At 55.3% G+C, this 16,759-nt stretch carries 13 protein-coding genes; 6 read left to right on the plus strand and 7 right to left on the minus strand.

From position 1 onward, the window contains the following. Positions 1–16: 16 nt before the first annotated feature. Entirely contained in the window at positions 17–934 is a 918-nt protein-coding gene (locus DS901_RS00520) for a manganese-dependent inorganic pyrophosphatase (protein WP_113774973.1), read from the minus strand. 533 nt (positions 935–1,467) lie between these two features. On the opposite strand from DS901_RS00520, the gene DS901_RS00530 reads away from it, so the two are divergent. Continuing rightward, on the plus strand, positions 1,468–2,127 hold the full coding sequence (locus DS901_RS00530) for a DUF2161 domain-containing phosphodiesterase (RefSeq protein ID WP_113774975.1): 660 nt from the start codon (positions 1,468–1,470) through the stop codon (positions 2,125–2,127). Here DS901_RS00530 and DS901_RS00535 read toward each other — a convergent pair. The 3 genes from DS901_RS00535 to DS901_RS00545 all read right to left on the minus strand — a co-directional run bounded on the left by DS901_RS00535 (position 2,124) and on the right by DS901_RS00545 (position 5,179). Next, complete coding sequence (locus DS901_RS00535) at positions 2,124–3,116, minus strand: TraB/GumN family protein (RefSeq protein WP_113774976.1); 993 nt, start codon at positions 3,114–3,116, stop codon at positions 2,124–2,126. The two genes, DS901_RS00530 and DS901_RS00535, sit on opposite strands and share 4 nt — an antisense overlap. 230 nt (positions 3,117–3,346) lie before the next feature. Then, complete coding sequence (locus DS901_RS00540; RefSeq protein ID WP_113774977.1) at positions 3,347–4,027, minus strand: Crp/Fnr family transcriptional regulator; 681 nt, start codon at positions 4,025–4,027, stop codon at positions 3,347–3,349. 267 nt (positions 4,028–4,294) lie between these two features. After that, the gene (locus DS901_RS00545) at positions 4,295–5,179 is read right to left on the minus strand and encodes a hypothetical protein (RefSeq protein ID WP_113774978.1); all 885 of its coding nucleotides are present in this window, start codon (positions 5,177–5,179) and stop codon (positions 4,295–4,297) included. Positions 5,180–5,674: 495 nt separating this feature from the next. On the opposite strand from DS901_RS00545, the gene DS901_RS18620 reads away from it, so the two are divergent. Continuing rightward, positions 5,675–5,848: a hypothetical protein gene (locus DS901_RS18620; protein WP_181820696.1), complete on the plus strand. Its 174-nt coding sequence runs from the start codon at positions 5,675–5,677 to the stop codon at positions 5,846–5,848. A gap of 62 nt (positions 5,849–5,910) precedes the next feature. Beyond that, positions 5,911–6,903 (plus strand): DUF2125 domain-containing protein, encoded by a 993-nt coding sequence (locus tag DS901_RS00550; RefSeq protein WP_113774979.1) that lies wholly within the window; start codon positions 5,911–5,913, stop codon positions 6,901–6,903. 2 nt (positions 6,904–6,905) lie between these two features. Here DS901_RS00550 and DS901_RS00555 read toward each other — a convergent pair whose 3' ends face one another. The 3 genes from DS901_RS00555 to DS901_RS00565 are packed head-to-tail and all read right to left on the minus strand — an operon-like array spanning position 6,906 to position 9,735. Continuing rightward, a complete protein-coding gene (locus DS901_RS00555) occupies positions 6,906–7,895 on the minus strand; it encodes a YcjF family protein (RefSeq protein ID WP_113774980.1) in 990 nt (329 codons plus the stop codon). Next, positions 7,892–8,326, minus strand: a complete 435-nt coding sequence (locus DS901_RS00560; protein WP_220150197.1) for a GNAT family N-acetyltransferase — start codon at positions 8,324–8,326, stop codon at positions 7,892–7,894. The genes DS901_RS00555 and DS901_RS00560 overlap by 4 nt, the downstream gene beginning before the upstream one ends. Then, positions 8,323–9,735: a YcjX family protein gene (locus tag DS901_RS00565; RefSeq protein ID WP_113774981.1), complete on the minus strand. Its 1,413-nt coding sequence runs from the start codon at positions 9,733–9,735 to the stop codon at positions 8,323–8,325. The genes DS901_RS00560 and DS901_RS00565 overlap by 4 nt, the downstream gene beginning before the upstream one ends. A gap of 94 nt (positions 9,736–9,829) precedes the next feature. On the opposite strand from DS901_RS00565, the gene truA reads away from it, so the two are divergent. The 3 genes from truA to DS901_RS00580 all read left to right on the plus strand — a co-directional run bounded on the left by truA (position 9,830) and on the right by DS901_RS00580 (position 16,702). Continuing rightward, positions 9,830–10,600, plus strand: coding sequence for a tRNA pseudouridine(38-40) synthase TruA (gene truA / locus DS901_RS00570; RefSeq protein ID WP_113774982.1), 771 nt, complete (start codon positions 9,830–9,832; stop codon positions 10,598–10,600). Positions 10,601–10,673: 73 nt separating this feature from the next. Then, positions 10,674–12,449 (plus strand): autotransporter assembly complex protein TamA, encoded by a 1,776-nt coding sequence (locus tag DS901_RS00575; protein WP_113774983.1) that lies wholly within the window; start codon positions 10,674–10,676, stop codon positions 12,447–12,449. Further along, entirely contained in the window at positions 12,446–16,702 is a 4,257-nt protein-coding gene (locus DS901_RS00580; protein WP_258546612.1) for a translocation/assembly module TamB domain-containing protein, read from the plus strand. The genes DS901_RS00575 and DS901_RS00580 overlap by 4 nt, the downstream gene beginning before the upstream one ends. Positions 16,703–16,759: the final 57 nt, after the last annotated feature.

Genomic DNA, 16,759 nt, shown 5'->3' on the forward strand with positions numbered 1-16,759 from the left:
CTTTATATAGTGTAATTTAAGCTTTGAGGTTCGGAATGATCTGCTTTTTACGGCTCATGATGCCAGGCAGAACAACGCTGTCACCGTCGACAACGGCATCGAATGATTTTTCGGCCACTGTTTTTACAATATCGTTTGGAATGAACATTGTGGCTTCTTCGTTCAAGATATCAACAACGAACAACAACACCTCATCGACGCCGTCTTCTTTGGCGACCTTTGGCATTGTTTTCATGATGGATGCCTGACGGTCGAGGATGATCTTTGGCGCAGTGGTTTCCAACACAGACACGCGGAATTTTTTGCCGTCGACGCCATATTCTTTGCTGTCCATGCGCAATAGTTCCGCGTTTGAGAATGCAGAGACGTCTGATTTAGCTTCGAACATTTCGGATGCGTAGGCTTCGAGATCGATTTTCAAATCTGCGGCCAGTGTTTCGGCCAAGTCTTTATCCATCGATGTTGTGGTCGGCGAACGGAAAGCCAATGTGTCTGATAGGATGCAAGACAGCATCAGCCCTTTGACGCCCTCGGGCATGTCGGCGGCTTTGTCGCCCATCATTTCGTGCATGATTGTCGCCGTACAGGCGAGCGGCCGGATGGTGATGTTGATCGGGTTCTTTGTTTCTAGGCCGCCAGCCAGTTTATGGTGGTCGATGATCGCCAGAACGTCGGCGTTGTTGATGTTCGCGGGCAGTTCGGCGGGGTTGTTGGTGTCAACGATCACACATTTCTGGTCATCTTCGACATCTTCAATCACGTCGGGCAGATCAAAACCCCAGCGCTTTGCGACAAACGCAGCCTCGGTGTTGGGGGTGCCCAAAAGTACGGCTTTGGCCTCGATGCCTGTGTGGTTCAGGAACCATTCCCAAATCAGGGGAGAGCCGGTGCTGTCGGTGTCGGGGGCTTTGTGGCCAAAAACAAGAGTTGTCATTGCGGTCGCTTTCTAAGGGAGGATTTTGCCGTCTTATAGAAGTCTGCTGCGATGCTGTCACCCCATCACGTCGGTTTGACCGTTTCGCTGGGCTGTGGTAAATTGAACCACCTCAAAAGGAACGGACCAATGGACCAGAACGCTTAACCGCCTCACCATTTCTTGGGCAAATTGAATGCTCACCCCTTTCAGAGGAGCACCCTGCCAATGGACATGCTGCAATAACGCATCCGCGTATATCGCTGGCCGTAACGGCCCCATGAACATTTTCTAAAAGGTGCACATATGCCCCGTAAATCATCCAAACCCCGCAAGCCGGGACCATCACCTGTAGCCAAGGCAAAAAGCCGCCGCACACGGCCTATTGAAAAGCGCCAAGCACGGCCTGATTCTACCCTGCAGCGCAGCAGGCGGATTGATGCCCGCCCACCGCGTTTTCCCGGTCGTCTTGGGGGGCGCTAATTATCAGGACCCCGCCGTCTTTAGGTGGCGGGGCTTGCCTGTATCGCCAAATTCGTTTTGGTTGACGTAGTATGAAGAAACCATTGCGCGAAGCTGACCTATACCCGCCGATCAAGGCCTATCTGCAGCGCCAAGGCTATGACGTCAAAGGAGAAGTCGGGGCCGCCGATGTTGTCGGACGGCGCGGTGATGCACTGATCGTGGTTGAGCTGAAGTTGGGCTTTTCGCTGGCACTTTTTCATCAAGGGATTGAGCGGCTTGTGTTAACCGACGATGTTTACATTGCGGTTCCCGCCGGTGGGCGTGCCAAGGCATTGAAGGCAAATGTAAATCTCGCGCGGCGCGCGGGTTTGGGCGTCATGACGGTGCGCGCGCGCGACGGGTTTATTGAGGTTCTGGCAGATCCCGGTCCCTATGCGGCCCGCAAATCCAAGAAAAAGAAAACCCGGCTGTTGCGTGCTTTTGATCGGTTGCAGGGCGATCCAAATGCGGGCGGTGCCACGCGACATGGGATCGTGACGGGCTACCGCCAAGACGCTGTGCGCTGCGCCCGATTTCTTGCGATCCACGGGCCATCAAAGGGTGCAAAGGTCAAAGATTGGGCCGAAGTACCGCAGGCCACGCGCATTATGGCCGACGATCATTATGGTTGGTTCGAACGTGTCGACCGCGGCATTTATGCGTTGACCGATGCGGGCAAGCAGGGGTTAGCTGATTTCGGCGATGACTAGTCAGCGCGCGTTAGTGTCCAGCCGTCGTTTTGGAGCAGATTTAATATCCCGTTTTCACCAATCAAATGCGCGGCCCCGGCTGCGACGATGACATTACTATGAGTGTGGGTTGCCTCGGTGATGACAGGAATCCAGTTGCGGTTACGTTCATCAAGGATTGATTCCTGGGTTTCGTCAAAAAGCACTGTGGCGGTTTCTAAATCCAGCTCTGGCAAATCGGCGAGCGTGAGGCGCGACATTTCCCATAAGGTGCCAACGTCTTTGGCGAAGTAGCGATCAAGCATGGCGACGAATACCTGCTGTTGGGTGTCGGGCATCATCAGCCCCATGCGCAGAAATTCGATCTGTTCGTCCAAGCTATCCTCTTGGAAGATCGCGAATAGCGTGGTGAAGGCTTCAAGTGATTGCATTGGCACGCCAGCTTCTGCCGCAGCGTCCATGATCATATGGTCAAGCCCCAAGCGACCTGCGAGCACATCATCCATTGCGCAAGGCGGCATAGCCAAGAGTAGCGACGCGTACCAAGGTTGCATTTTCGCGATCATAAAGCTTGGAATGCTCCGGTCAGCGGCGGCCTGTGAAAGCAACTCCCAGGTTTGGGTATCTAGAAGTTCAGGCAGCGTAGGACCGTCGACAAGAAAAAGTTGACTGGGATCACGGGCCATCAGCTGTTGCAGGTTTGCCTGATCGTCAGGCGTGGCCTCGACCAAGATCAAATCGGCTGAGACTACGCTCGCAGATATGCTTGCGAACAGCGCATCAAGGCGCGGATCATAGATATGCATCGTCCCGATTATGCGCAGGTTTTGCGCATCTTTTTGCGCGTCCCAAACCAGCCCTTGCCCAAAAGGAATATCAGCGACCACTGCCGACAATTTTTGGTGTTCTTCGGTGCTAAGCTGATCAAGATAGCTTTCGCCAGCGCATAGTGCGAAGGCGGGCAAGCTGAAAACCGTGAAGAGGGCAGTGGCGGCGGCGCGCAAGAACATTGGCATTCCTTTTGGTTATGACCCCGTTAAGGTAAGCCGTCTTTTGCGCTGGTCAATTGTGTGGGGGGATTAAGTTATCAGGCGCTGCAACAAAAATACGCTTGCACCGATGAGCCCAACAACACCTTCGGGACCTAAAATACTAAATAACCTCACGATGGTGCCACCTTTCAGATACGAATAACGTGCTTAACATATCTTCTTGATACAGTTTGTAAGTTAAAGCACCGTTAAGATAGATCATCGGAAAGGGCAGCCGGATCAAGAATTTCGATACGTTGCCGTGCAGCTTTTATGACTCCGCGTTTCGACAGTTTGCTGATTGACCGGCTCACCATTTCACGGTTCGCGCCAATGGTTCCCGCAATTTCCGCATGTGTCGGGGCGTTTTCGATGATGGCACCCGTACATAATTTTCCGTGTTCTGCGGCAAGACGGAGTAGGTACATGCTGACCCGTTGCTCGACGGACAACGTCGTCATTTCCATGTTTCGTTCTGTCAGCGTACGAATGCGCGCGACCATTTGTTGCGTGATCCGATCACGGATCAACGGTACTTCGTTAAACAAGTGCAAAAAGCTGTCGCGCTTGAGGATAAGGACTTTGGTCTCGGTTTTCGCGACGGCGGCCAAAGATCTGCTTGTGCCGTCTAGCGCAGCCAGCTCGCCAAAATGCGCGCCGATCGCAAAGCGCGAAAACACGATTTCTCGTCCTTCACTTGTCCAAAATACGGCGAGCAAAGATCCATAGAGCAAGAAATAGACATCGTGTGAATTGTCATCTTGATCAAAAATCGTTTGCCACGCACCAAATGTCTTTTCAGCTAGGGAAAGTGGAATATCGGCTAAATCTTCGACGGTTACACCGGCAAAAAGCGGCAAATTGTAGTTCAGCACTTCTTGAGGTGTCATCGTATAAACCACACGTGTTCACGGCCCGTAATGCGCTGGTATCGTAAGCGTGTCATGATACATCCCTTTGTCCGCAGTGGGACTATAGGCACGCAAGCGAGCGTTCCAAATATAGAAAGTGATTTACCAAGCAGATTTGGGTCGCAGCCGAAACGGTGCGGATCATTGGCCAGCAAGCAATGCTCGCATTTTAACCAATTATATCGGGCTTTTGGCTGTGTTCACCACGTGATGCCCAATCACGTGATGTGGCTTAGAAACAACAACTTAGTGCGGTTGATCGCACCCTATCCAAGGGGCCGCGATGTCAATCGACAAGGCCGTCTCACCATCAGCTTGCTCTGAAATCCAGATATCACCGCGAAATGTGGCGTTTGGAACTGTTGTTTGTAGATGGTCAATCAGGCAGGCGTGCCTTTGGTGCACGCGCTGTTTCAAGCTGGTAAGCTGTGCCAATATTTCTGTATCGGCAGAGGAGATGTCATTTTGGGTCACCTTATACGCGGTGTCTTCGGTGCCCAGTTTTCTGCGTGTCGCAACGGGCTGTTTGCGGGCGCAGACGGCAGGCAATTGGGTCAAGGTTTCGGTATCAGGGATGCTAAACAAAGTGACATGTTTGGTTTGAACATCATAGGCTAGCATCGTCACATTTTGATTTGCGGCATGGTCTGCCCCGATCAGGGAATGTGATAGCAATCCGGACATATCCGATGCGCCTTCAGGCAATTCGACATACAAGGTCAGATGCAGCGCGTTGTTATCGTGACGCAAACCTAGGCGTGCACCGAACGTCAGGGGGGATGATCCCTGCGCGGCGCTGATAACTTCGCGAAATGGTGTTTCGGGGGCTTCGCCGCCTAATGCGGTGATCATCTTGCAGGCGGTAGAAAGTCGCATTTTCGGGTCCTGAGCAGGGTTTTCGACCTCTGTGATGACCGACAATGCCTGATCATGCGTTGAAAACTGAACCGCAACAGGGGCACCAGTTTCGGTTAACGCGCTGTGCTGCCAACGCGCCCAACCCGTATGATCCATCACACCAATTTTGTACAAGGCGCGTTCGATTGCATCGCCTGCTTTGCCAAAGCCGCGCAAAAACCAGCACCATTCCAGATCGCTGCGGGCGGGGTTTGCGGGGGCGAGAGTGAACATGATTTGAGCCTTTAGTCTGTTTTCTGGACACACGAACGTATGCTTAAGAAAAAACTACGCCCCAATCGCCTGCCCGTTTGTGACTTTGGACACAGAGTTGACGAAAATTCAGAATAGTACCTTCGCATTGGCCGCAAAGACACAGATTTTGGGCAATTCACCGTTTTGCCCCCCACACGAATCGCCACTTGATTAAGGGCGAGCACATGAATAAGTTGAATGTATTGCGTCGCCTAGCGTTTAGCGCGAATTCGACTGTTGCAAATCTACAGCAGCATTTCGGCGGCGCTTTTGAAAGTGATTTATCTAGTATCTTGTATTTGTAATAGTTTTCTCAGGCCCGGCAAGGCCATCAGTTTTTTTGATGAAAACGATGAAGTAAAATAGTTTTTAGGTCAGATTGTTAATACGTAAACGTTTGCGCAAGCATGTCGTGGATAACTCTTGGTTGACGCATGTGCGAAAGCAAGACGGGCTTTTTGTAGGAGCAAGCATATGGCTGGCGACAGAAAAATGGATGTGGATTTTTTGGGCGAGGATGCAACAGATTTTCAGGTACCTACAGTGCATTTTCCCGCTGAAGATGATGCGCGTGAAGATCGGTTTCCGGACGTTGACGACATCCTTGATCGGCTGACAACAAACACCGAAGCTGTCGAAAAGAAGTAATGCTCGCGCCTGTGCCGCTCTGCCGCTAAGTTGCCATCAAATTCCGTACCTGAGGCAATGCAATGCGGCGACTGACATTTTTGGTCATATTCCTATCCATTCTATACAGCGGCTATTGGTTTGTCGGTGCACGCGCCGTTGCCTATGGCGCGCAAACCGCAGTCACGCAGGCGCGTGCCGACGGTTGGGGTTTGACCTATGCTGAGATGAACACAATCGGCTTCCCCTCGCGTTTCGACACGACAGTCACAGATATCTCACTTTCCCCGCTGGACGAAGGTTGGCAATGGGCCGCGCCCTTTGTGCAGGTGTTCGCGCTCAGCTATCAACCCAATCGCGTGATCGCCGCCTTCGCCAATGATCAAACCCTGCGCTTTGGTGATCAAACCCTGCAGATTACAACCGAGAATTTGCGTGCAAGCGCGGGTGTTGCAGCAAATACCGCACTTTCCTTTAATGACGCGACCGTCGAAGTTGGCGCGGCCCAAGTTGCGTCTAATTTTGGCTGGAAAATCAATGCGGAACGCGCGCTTTTGGCCTTTCGCGCGGAACCCGCTGCCGAAAATCGGTATGACGCCTATTTCGATGCCGATCAGGTCGTGCTTCCCAGCGTAATTGCGCAACAAATCGACCCTACTGGCGCATTGGGCACTGCCATAACGCGTGCTGTGTTTGATAGTGCCGTGACATTTGATCAGCCGCTTGATCGGCATGGTTTTGATGGGCGCGGACCTGAACCGCGCGCGACGAAATTCACCCTGCGCAATCTAACGATTTCATGGGGGCCGATTGAGATACGCGCGCAAGGTGCATTTGACATTGATGCCCAAGGCAACCCCGATGGACGGATCACATTCCGATCTACGCAATGGCGCGAGATCATTGATTTGATGGTTGCGGCAGGGGTGATTGACGCAGGTGTCGCCCCAACGGTCATCAATCTCGCATCCGCTATGGCTGTGGGCGGGGGGATACCTGAAATTCCCATTTTTTTCAAAGCTGGGCGCATGTCGCTGGGGCCACTGCCAATTGGCGCGGCACCGCAATTTTGGTAGGGCTAGGCCTTTCCAAATAGCCCGCTAAGCGCGCGACGCACGAGCGCCGTGACCGATGGGCGTGGTCTGGCGTGAAACGGCAGCGGGCGGCAGACTTCCATCGCGGCTACGCCAACGCGGGCTGTTAATGCCCCGTTGATCACGCCTTCTCCAAAGCGCCGCGAAACCTTGGACAACACCCCGCCACCCGCGATCGATCCAATCAAATCGTCGCCCACAGCGACAGCACCTGTGGCCACCAAATGCGTCAGCACTGAGCGCGTCAAACGCCAACTGCCCAATGTGCCTGCGCGGCCGCCGTAAATCTCTGCGATGCGCCGGATCATCCGCATGTTGGCGGTCAGCGCTGTGAATAGATCCGCGAGCGCAAGCGGCACAATCGCGGTGACGGTCGCGACTTGCCGGGCCGCGGCTTCGACTTCGCGCTGTGCGCGGGCGTCGAGCGGGTCTAACAGCGTGTTTTCAGCTAGCCCAATCAGCCCGTCGGCGTCCAGTACATCGCCGCTGCGCGCCTGCAATTCGGCTCGGCCCCAGGCCGTATCTTCACGCATCATATATAGCTTATCTAATGCGGTAACCACCGCGCGTGCGGCTTTTAAGTCGCCTGTGTTCAACGCATCATTGGCTTGGCGTTGGATGGCATCGAGCCTTTTTAAGCGCGTGAACGCTGCCAGTTCGCGTAGCGTAACCAACCCGAGGACAAGAGCCATCGCCCCGACCAGCGCGGTTGCGATGCCGCCTAGAATGGGCGAACGCGCAAGCAACCCGGTCACGTAATCCCATGCCGCCAAAGACAGCATGAACCCCGCCAATGTCACCGTGATCGACCAAAACAAACGGGCCAGCCGCGACGGTTTGCGCGCCGCGATTGTCGCCACCTGTTGCATCGCCGCCCCTTGGGCATTGATTGCAAGATCAGGCACCGGTGGTGCCGCATCTGGCTGCGCCTTCTCAGTTTCGTCAAGATCAATCAGAATAGGGCCATTGGTCATCTTTGTGCAGTCCAAACATAGCGAATATCAGGCAGTTTTTCTTGGTTTTCGGCACCACCCGTCATATGGGACACAAGAAAGCCGTGGCGCTCATAGAACCGCCGCGCGCCTGTGTTTGCTTGAAAGCACCAAAGGTTAAGCCGCTCACGGCGGGTCTTCATTTCATTCAGCAATGCGCTGCCAATACCACGACCACGCGCGGCGGCGGCAAGGTAAAGCTGCTCAATCTCGCCGTCAGCGCGCGCGATAAACCCCTGTACTCCATCATCATCTGCGACCAGCACGTCTTGGCTAGATACCACATGGGTGATGAATTTACGGTCCTGCGCACGGGTGTGAAGCATGGGGATATAAGGCGTGTCCGCGCACCAGTCGCCCATAATTTTTGCAATCGCATCGATATCTGTTTCAGTGGCCGCGCGTAATTTCATAGCTTGTCTCCAAACAGAAACTGCGCAGCCTTATCGAGCCGAATATGTGGTGGCCCGTCACCGGGGCGCAGCGTCAGCGGCGCGGGGGCGAACCGCATCACTGCGTAGTCCGCGTCCAGCCATTTGTCGGCCCCGGCGCGGGCCGGCGACAGCAAATGCGCGGGGTCGTCGGGTAGATCACCGGGATAAAACGCGGCTTGCTTTCCGGTTTCAAGTAGCCGACCGCGCACAACATCAATCGGCTTGCCTGCGTGATCGACTGTATTTTCGACGGTGGTACGCAAGGCCGCAATGGACATGGCGGCGGTCTTGGCCCCCGCGAAATCAGCGCGGTCGCTGGCCTCGCGTAGCAATGCTTGGGTAATGGCTGTCAGTTGCGGGTGCTGGCTGTGGTGCAAATGGTCGGCCTTGGTCGCGGCGAATAGAATTTTCTCGACCCGCTTACCTTGAAAGATACGGGTCAAGAATGCATTGCGCCCGGGGCGAAACGCGCCCAAAATTCCGGCCATCGCATTGCGTAAATCGTCAAGCGCGGCGGGCCCTGCGTGGATCGCGCCCAGAACATCGACAAGCACAATCTGCCGATCGATCTTGGCAAAATGGTCACGAAAGAACGGGCGCACGATATTGTGCTTATAGCTTTCGAAACGGCGTTCAAATTCGCGGCCCAATGATTTGCGCGCGAATTTTTCACTGGGCAGAGGTGCAAATGTGAGCACGGGTGATCCCGCCAATTCGCCGGGCAGCATGAAACGCCCCGGTGTGCAGTCTGAAAACCCAGCCGCGCGGCTAGCGTTCAAGTGGCTGGTGAACCCAGTCGCCAGCGCCTGCGCGGTGGGCTCGTCCAAGGTGGAATTTGCATCGACACCCTGCGCTTGCTGAAGATAGGCATCCCCTTCGGGCCGTCCTTTTGCGCGGGTCAATGCGGCAGCAGACCACTGCGCATAGCTTTGGTCCAGCAAAGCCAGATCAAGCAACCATTCTCCGGGATAGTCGACGATATCGATATGTACCGTGCGCGGGCCAGATAGTCCGGCCAACAGCCCCGAAGGCTGCACCCGTAAAGACAGCCGCAATTCGCTAATTCGATCAGTGCTATCAGGCCATTTGGGGTCAGGCGCGGTCAGGCACCCCAGATTGGCCTCATAAGCAAAACGCGGGATCGTATCATCGGGTTGCGGCTGTAGGTATGCGGCGGTGATTGCCCCGTTTGCGGCGGCGGCCAGTTGCGGCATCCGCCCGCGATCCATCAGATTTGCGACCAGCGAGGTGATAAACACCGTTTTACCCGCACGCGACAGCCCGGTTACCCCTAGACGGATCACGGGTTCCGCGAACGGGTGGGTCAATGTGTCTGTGATTTCGGCCGCGGCCCATGACACTTGATTTGTGATCGTCCTAAAAACCAACCTTGGGCCCTTTCACTGTGTGGTTTCAAGATAGGGGTGGTGCGCGCAGATGTGTAGGGATTGATTTTACCGCCCGGCGGGCCTAATCGGGGGCATGCCACGTTTTGCCCTTCTTGTTGAATATCACGGCGCGCCCTTTGCCGGGTGGCAACGCCAGAACGACCAGCCGTCAGTGCAAGGCACGATTGAAGCGGCCCTTGCCAAGATTGAGCCGGGCGAACACACAATTGGCGCCGCCGGGCGCACAGATGCTGGCGTCCATGCAACGGGGCAGGTCGCGCATTGCGACTTACAACGCGATTGGGACCCGTTTCGCCTGTCCGAAGCGCTCAATTATCACCTTAAACCCAATCCTGTTGCGGTTTTGGATTGTGCGCGTGTTGACGATGAATGGCACGCGCGCTTTGGGGCGCTTGAGCGACAATATTTGTTCCGGTTGATTGCGCGACGTGCGCCGTTAACATCCGAGGCCGGGCAAATGTGGCGGGTGAACCATGCTTTGGACGCTGCTGCGATGCAGGCAGGCGCGGATCGGTTGATTGGTTTGCATGATTTCACGACCTTCCGGTCATCGATCTGTCAGTCAAAAAGCCCGGTGAAAACCTTGGATTCGCTTCAGGTCGTTGAAATCCCACGTGCAGTTGGTACCGAATATCAGTTTCATATCCGCGCGCGATCCTTTTTGCACAACCAAGTGCGCAGCTTTGTCGGAACGCTTGAACGTGTCGGGTCCGGGCGCTGGACGCCAGACGATGTGACAAAGGCGCTTGAAGCCAAAGACCGCGCAGCTTGCGGCCCGGTCTGCCCGCCGCAGGGGCTATATTTGGCTGCAGTGAAATACCCGAGCGACCCGTTTGCCACTTAAGTGAATGGTCAATGCCGTACAGCTTGGTTACTGTTGGTCGCGATAACTGTGATATTGGGTACGGGGGCGGCGAGTGACCAGTTTTAGACGGCTAATTGCGGGTTTTCTTTGTGCGGCGGGTGTGGCCCATGCCCAAGATGTGCGGCTGATCAGCGATGAAGCGCGGGGGGTGCTTGATGAGGCATCATTGCTGCGCGCACTTGATGATACGGCTGTCCCCCAAGATTATATTGCCGCCGCCCGCGCCGACTATCGCAGGCTTTTAACTGCACTTTATGCCCAAGGCTACTATGGTGGCCAAATTTCGATCACCGTCGATGGGGTCGAAGCGTCAAACATCGCGCCGCTGTCAGCGCCTTCTGCTATCACAGAAGTGGTGATTAACGTCGTTCCCGGCCCGCAATTCACATTTGGTGAGGTGGCGATCGCGCCGCTACCGACAGGCACCGAATTACCCCAAGATTTGGGGCCACGCCAGCCGGCGCGTTCGGGCGAAATTTCGGGGGCCGTATCCGGTGGGATCAATAGCTGGCGTGATCAGGGTTACGCCACTGCACGGGTCACATCCCAACAGATCACGGCGCGCCACGCAGATGACAAATTGGACATCACAGTTGCGCTGGACCCAGGCCCATTAGTGTATTTTGGTGATTTGTCCGTGACCGGAAACGAAGACGTCAGTCGCGCACGCATCTTGCAGATCGCGGGGTTGCCATCGGGCGATGTTTACGCCCCGTCCGAGATCGCAGCAGCCGAGACGCGTTTGCGGCGCGCGGGTGCGTTTGACAGCGTTGCAATGACCCAAGCGGATGATTTAATTGATGGAAACATCTTGCCGATGACTGTCCAATTGGATGAAGCCAAGCCACGCCGCTTTGGTTTCGGGCTTGAGTTGTCCTCGATTGAGGGGCTGACGGTTTCGTCGTTCTGGCTGCATCGCAATCTACTGGGCGGGGCTGAACGATTTCGGGTGGATACTGAAATTGCGGGCATAAATGGCGAAACCGGCGGCACCGATTATAGCATTAACACGAGCTTCACCCGGCCAGCGACTTTTGGTGCGGACACAGATTTCTTTATCACGTCAGAATTGTCGCGCGAAGATGAGCCAGATTACCTGATCGATAAGTTTGAGGTCGATGTCGGGTTTTCGCGAATCCTTAGCGATGAACTGACGGTGCGGGCAGGCGTCGGCCTATTAACAGCGCATGAAGAAACCGAACTTGGGACGCGTGATTACACGCTATTTACGCTGCCGTTAGACGCTACCTACGACCGTCGCGACAGTGAAACAAACGCAAAATCAGGCTATTATCTGGACCTATCGGTCACGCCTTTCATTAGCATTGATGATGAATTGGCTGGTGCGCGGTCATATGGCGATGCGCGCGGATATATCAGCTTTGGTGAAGAGCAGCAGTTTACGTTGGCGGGGCGTTTACAGATTGGCAGTGTCGCAGGCGCGGATACGACAGAAGCGCCCGCTGATTATCTGTTTTATTCTGGCGGCGGCGGGACCGTGCGTGGTCAGTCCTATAAAAACTTAGGCGTTGAAACATGGAACGGCAGTGAATTCGTGACCACGGGCGGCACATCGTTTGCCGGTGCACAGCTAGAGGCGCGCTATGTGATCCGTGAAAAAATATCGCTTGTGGGGTTTTATGACATCGGACAGGTCGGCGATACGGCTGTGCCGCTTGAAAATGGTGATTGGCATGCAGGCGCTGGAATTGGGTTGCGTTACGACACGGGGATCGGGCCGATCCGGCTTGATATCGCGACCCAAGCGAGCGGCGACGACGCGGGCGAAGATGTGCAGGTTTATATCGGGATTGGACAAGCGTTTTGAAACATATTTTTGCGCTCCTCTGCCTGCTTTTTCCACTCTCCGCTTTGGCGCAAACCCAAGAGGAAGAAGACAAAGGCTATCTGACTAATCTGATTGAAGAAAACCTTTCCGGGGTTAGCCGGGATGTTACCATCATTGGTTTTGAAGGCGCGCTAAGCTCGAGCGCGACGATTGATGTGCTGACTGTGGCCGATGCCGAAGGGGTTTGGCTGACGCTTGAAGATATTGTGCTGATCTGGAACCGAAGTGCGTTGCTGCGCGGCGCGATTGATGTGCAAGAACTGAGTGCTACGCGCATCATCGTGGCCCGCCCACCAGTGTCTGAAGATATGGACACCCCAAGCGCAGAAGCCAGCTCATTCGCGCTGCCTGAACTGCCCGTTTCGATTACACTTGATCAGCTTGATATCGCTGAAATCCTGCTAGGCGAAGCGTTTCTGGGAGAAGAAATCACTGTTAGCTTGACAGGTGACGCATCACTGGGAGGTGGTGAGGGTACGGCAAAAATTGTGGCGACCCGCCTTGGCAACAAGTCGGGCGTCTTTGAAATCAACGGCGGTTATTCAAATGAAACCCGCGTACTTGATCTACTTTTGAATCTGGAAGAAAGCGAAGATGGGATCATTGGGCGTATCCTTGATTTGCCCGGTCGCCCGGCGATTAAAATGGGGATCGCGGGCAATGCGCCAATTGACGATTATGCCGCGACGATTGCAATCGCAACGGACGGCCAGGACCGGTTAAGCGGTAATTTTGAATTACTAAACGCAGATGGCGAACAACGGATTTCTCTTGATGTTGGGGGCGATATTTCGCCGCTGTTTAACCCCGAATACCAAGATTTTTTTGGCACGGATGCCAAATTGTCGGCTGCGGCCGTACTGTCCGATACGGGTCGCATTGATATCCCCGCCCTGACGATTGACGCAGGCCGCGTCACCCTAAATGGTGCATTGTACATCGGTACCCAAGGCTGGCCAGAACTGATCGACCTGACCGGTGCGATTACCCCGGTCGCGTCTGAGCCGGTGTTGCTACCGTTGTCTGGCCCAAAAACCTATGTGAACGGGGCGCAAATCGCGATTAGCTATGATGCGGATGTGGCCGATGACTGGCGCGCCGATGTTTCCGCCACAGGATTTGATCGCCCCGGGCTACAGATTGAAACGCTTAGCCTGCGCGGCGGTGGTATTTTGCAACCGGGCGAGGGCGATCTGATCGGCCAAGTCACCGCGAACTTTGCCTATGGCGCAACCGGTGTTGGGCTTGACGATGCTGGGGCGGCGCGTGCCTTTGGTGACAGTGTTGAAGGTCTGTTCACTGCCGCCCGGACGGAACATGAACCGATGCGCATCAGCCAGATTTCGTTGCGTGGGGCGGGGATTGATATTGATGCCAACGCAATCATTGATGGTCCGGAATCGGGGCTTCAAACGACGGGTTCTGCGCGTGTTGAAGTTACCGGGTTGGACCGGTTTTCGACCTTGATCGGTCAAGAACTGGGCGGTAACGCTGCATTCGACCTTGATGCCGAAATCACACCGCTTGACGGGTTGTTCGATCTATCGCTTGCGGGAGAAATATCCGATCTTTCGGTGGGTGTGCCAGAGGCAGACGCCGTTTTGGCGGGGACCGGAACGCTTGCGGCAAGCGCTGTCCGCGACGAGGCGGGCACCCGGCTTGAGAGTTTGCGCATTCAAACACCAGCGGCAACCGTGACAGCATCGGCTGATCTGACCAGCGATGGCTCCGCCGCACAGTTCACGGCGCGTGTCGCCGAAATTGCTGTAATTTTGCCTGATCTAAATGGCCCTGTTTCCGTTGCCGGGGATATTGCGCTCTCAGCAGATGGGGTGACGGGTATCACGGTAAACGGCACCGGTCCCGCGGCAACATTTGCAGGAGAGGCGACGCTAAATCCTGCCGAAACGGGGCAAACAGTTAACGCAGAGCTGACAGCAAGCGTGATCGACTTGTCACGCTATGCCGCGCTGGCCGGGCAGCCTATTTCGGGGCAGGCCAATTTCACGACCAGCGGCGTTCTGCTAAGCGATCAAATGCGCTTTGATGTCGATATTGCGGGGCAGACCCAAGACGTTACCACGGGAATTGCACAAATTGACCCGCTGCTAAACGGCGCAGGGCGATTTACAGCCGCTGTGGCGCGCCCCGCGACTGGCAAGATTTCACTATCGGATATCGTGGTGACGACGCCCGCCTTTGCATTACGCGGTGCAGCCGATTTGGATATGAACGGCCCCGCACAGGCTGATGTTGATCTACGTTTGTATGATGCTGCCTTGCTTGATCCGAGCCTTTCCGGGCCAATGAATTTAACGGTGACTGCCGAACCCGGTGCAGATGATACAACGCAGGCTGTGCTGCAGCTGTCGGGTTCCGGTACGACAATTGGGTTGGATGCCCTTATCGGCACAGCCGCCAGCGACTTTGCCACTTCAGGCGCGCTTAATGCGGAAGTTGCTGAGCTTGGCGCCTTTGCTACGCTGATTGGACAGCCCATTTCAGGGGGCGCCACAGTCACTGCATCAGGTGATTTACTGCCTGACCTAAGTCAGTTCGATCTGAATATCGTAGCCCGCAGCCAAGACCTGAGCATCGCAAACCCAACCGTTGACCCGCTGATCACGGGGGTTGGCCGAGTGAATGCGACAATTGGGTTAGCAGATGGGGTTTTGGCGGTTCGCACGTTGGAATTATCGACGCCACAGCTGTCGATTGTTGGGGCTTTGAATGGCGCATCTGGTTATGGCCAAGGGCGGTTTAACGCCAGTTTGCGTGACGTGGGTGTGTTAACGGATCAGATCAGCGGCCCTGTGCGCGCGACGGGATCGGCGTCACTGGATGCGGATGGCAATTGGGGGATCGATGCTACGGGAACAGGCCCCGGCGGGTTGCAAGCAGATATCAGCGGTCAGACGACCCAGTCCTTAGATATGGCCCTAAACATTACGGGCGCCGCGCCGCTTGCGCTTGCCAATGCTGCGATTGATCCGCGCCGTTTAAGTGGCACTGCGAATTTTGACATCGGGGTGAACGGGCCGCCCGCGCTGACTTCGGTCAGTGGTAAGGTGACTTTTGCCGATGGGCGGTTGACCGCGCCAACGCTGCAACAGGCATTATCGGATATTGGCGGGCAGATTAACCTGTCGGGCAGTGCGGCGCAGTTCGATCTGCGCGCGGGCGTTGAAGGCGGCGGTGATCTGACGATCCGCGGTCCCGTGGGGCTGACGGGTGCAAAGCAGGCTGATCTGACGCTCGCGTTCAATGATGTGGTGCAGCAGGACCCCGAGCTGTATTCGACCATTGTGAACGGGCAAATTACCTTGAACGGCCCGCTTGATGGCGGCGCGCGGATCGCGGGGCTTTTGACGCTTGGGCAAACAGATATTCAGGTGCCCTCATCCAGCGTCAGTTCACTGGGCGATCTGCCAGATGTCGTGCATCTTAACGCAGACAGCGCCGTCCGGCAAACGATGTTGCGCGCGGGGGGTGGGCAAACAACCGAATCCAGTGGCGAGGGTAGCAGCACGTCACGGGTTTATCCATTGAACATTGTGGTTGATGCGCCGTCGCGGATATTTATCCGGGGTCGTGGGCTTGATGCGGAACTTGGCGGTCAGTTGACCATCGGGGGGACTACGGCGAATGTCGTGCCTGTTGGGCGGTTTGAACTGGTGCGCGGACGTATTGATATTTTGCAACAACGGTTTGACCTGACCGAAGGTAGCGCCACAATGCAGGGCGATTTCGATCCATATCTGCGCTTGGTTGCGACGACCGAAACGGATAGCGGTACTACGATCAATATCATCGTTGAAGGGTCTGCTGATGCGCCCGAAGTCACATTCGAATCTGTGCCCGAGTTACCCCAAGACGAAGTCCTGTCGCAGCTTATCTTTGGCCGTGATCTGCAAAGTATAAGCCCGCTACAAGCAGTGCAGCTTGCCTCGGCGATCAGCACGCTTGCAGGTAAAGGAGGCGGGGCTGTGGATCGGTTGCGCCAAAATATCGGCCTCGATGATTTTGATGTCACAACGGATGAAGAAGGTAATGCCGCCGTGCGTGCTGGCAAATACCTCAGCGACAATGTCTACACTGACGTCACCGTCACCAGCGACGGCAGCACCGAGATCAACCTCAACCTTGATGTCACAGATGAAATCACAGCCAAAGGCAGCGTCGATCAGGATGGGGAAACCAGCGTTGGTGTGTTCTTTGAGCGGGATTATTAAAGCCTGAGCGTCTTTGCCGGGACCGATACCTCGATGAAACCGAACTTCCGCGCGTGA

Source organism: Loktanella sp. D2R18, assembly GCF_003318235.1.
Lineage (GTDB): Bacteria > Pseudomonadota > Alphaproteobacteria > Rhodobacterales > Rhodobacteraceae > Yoonia.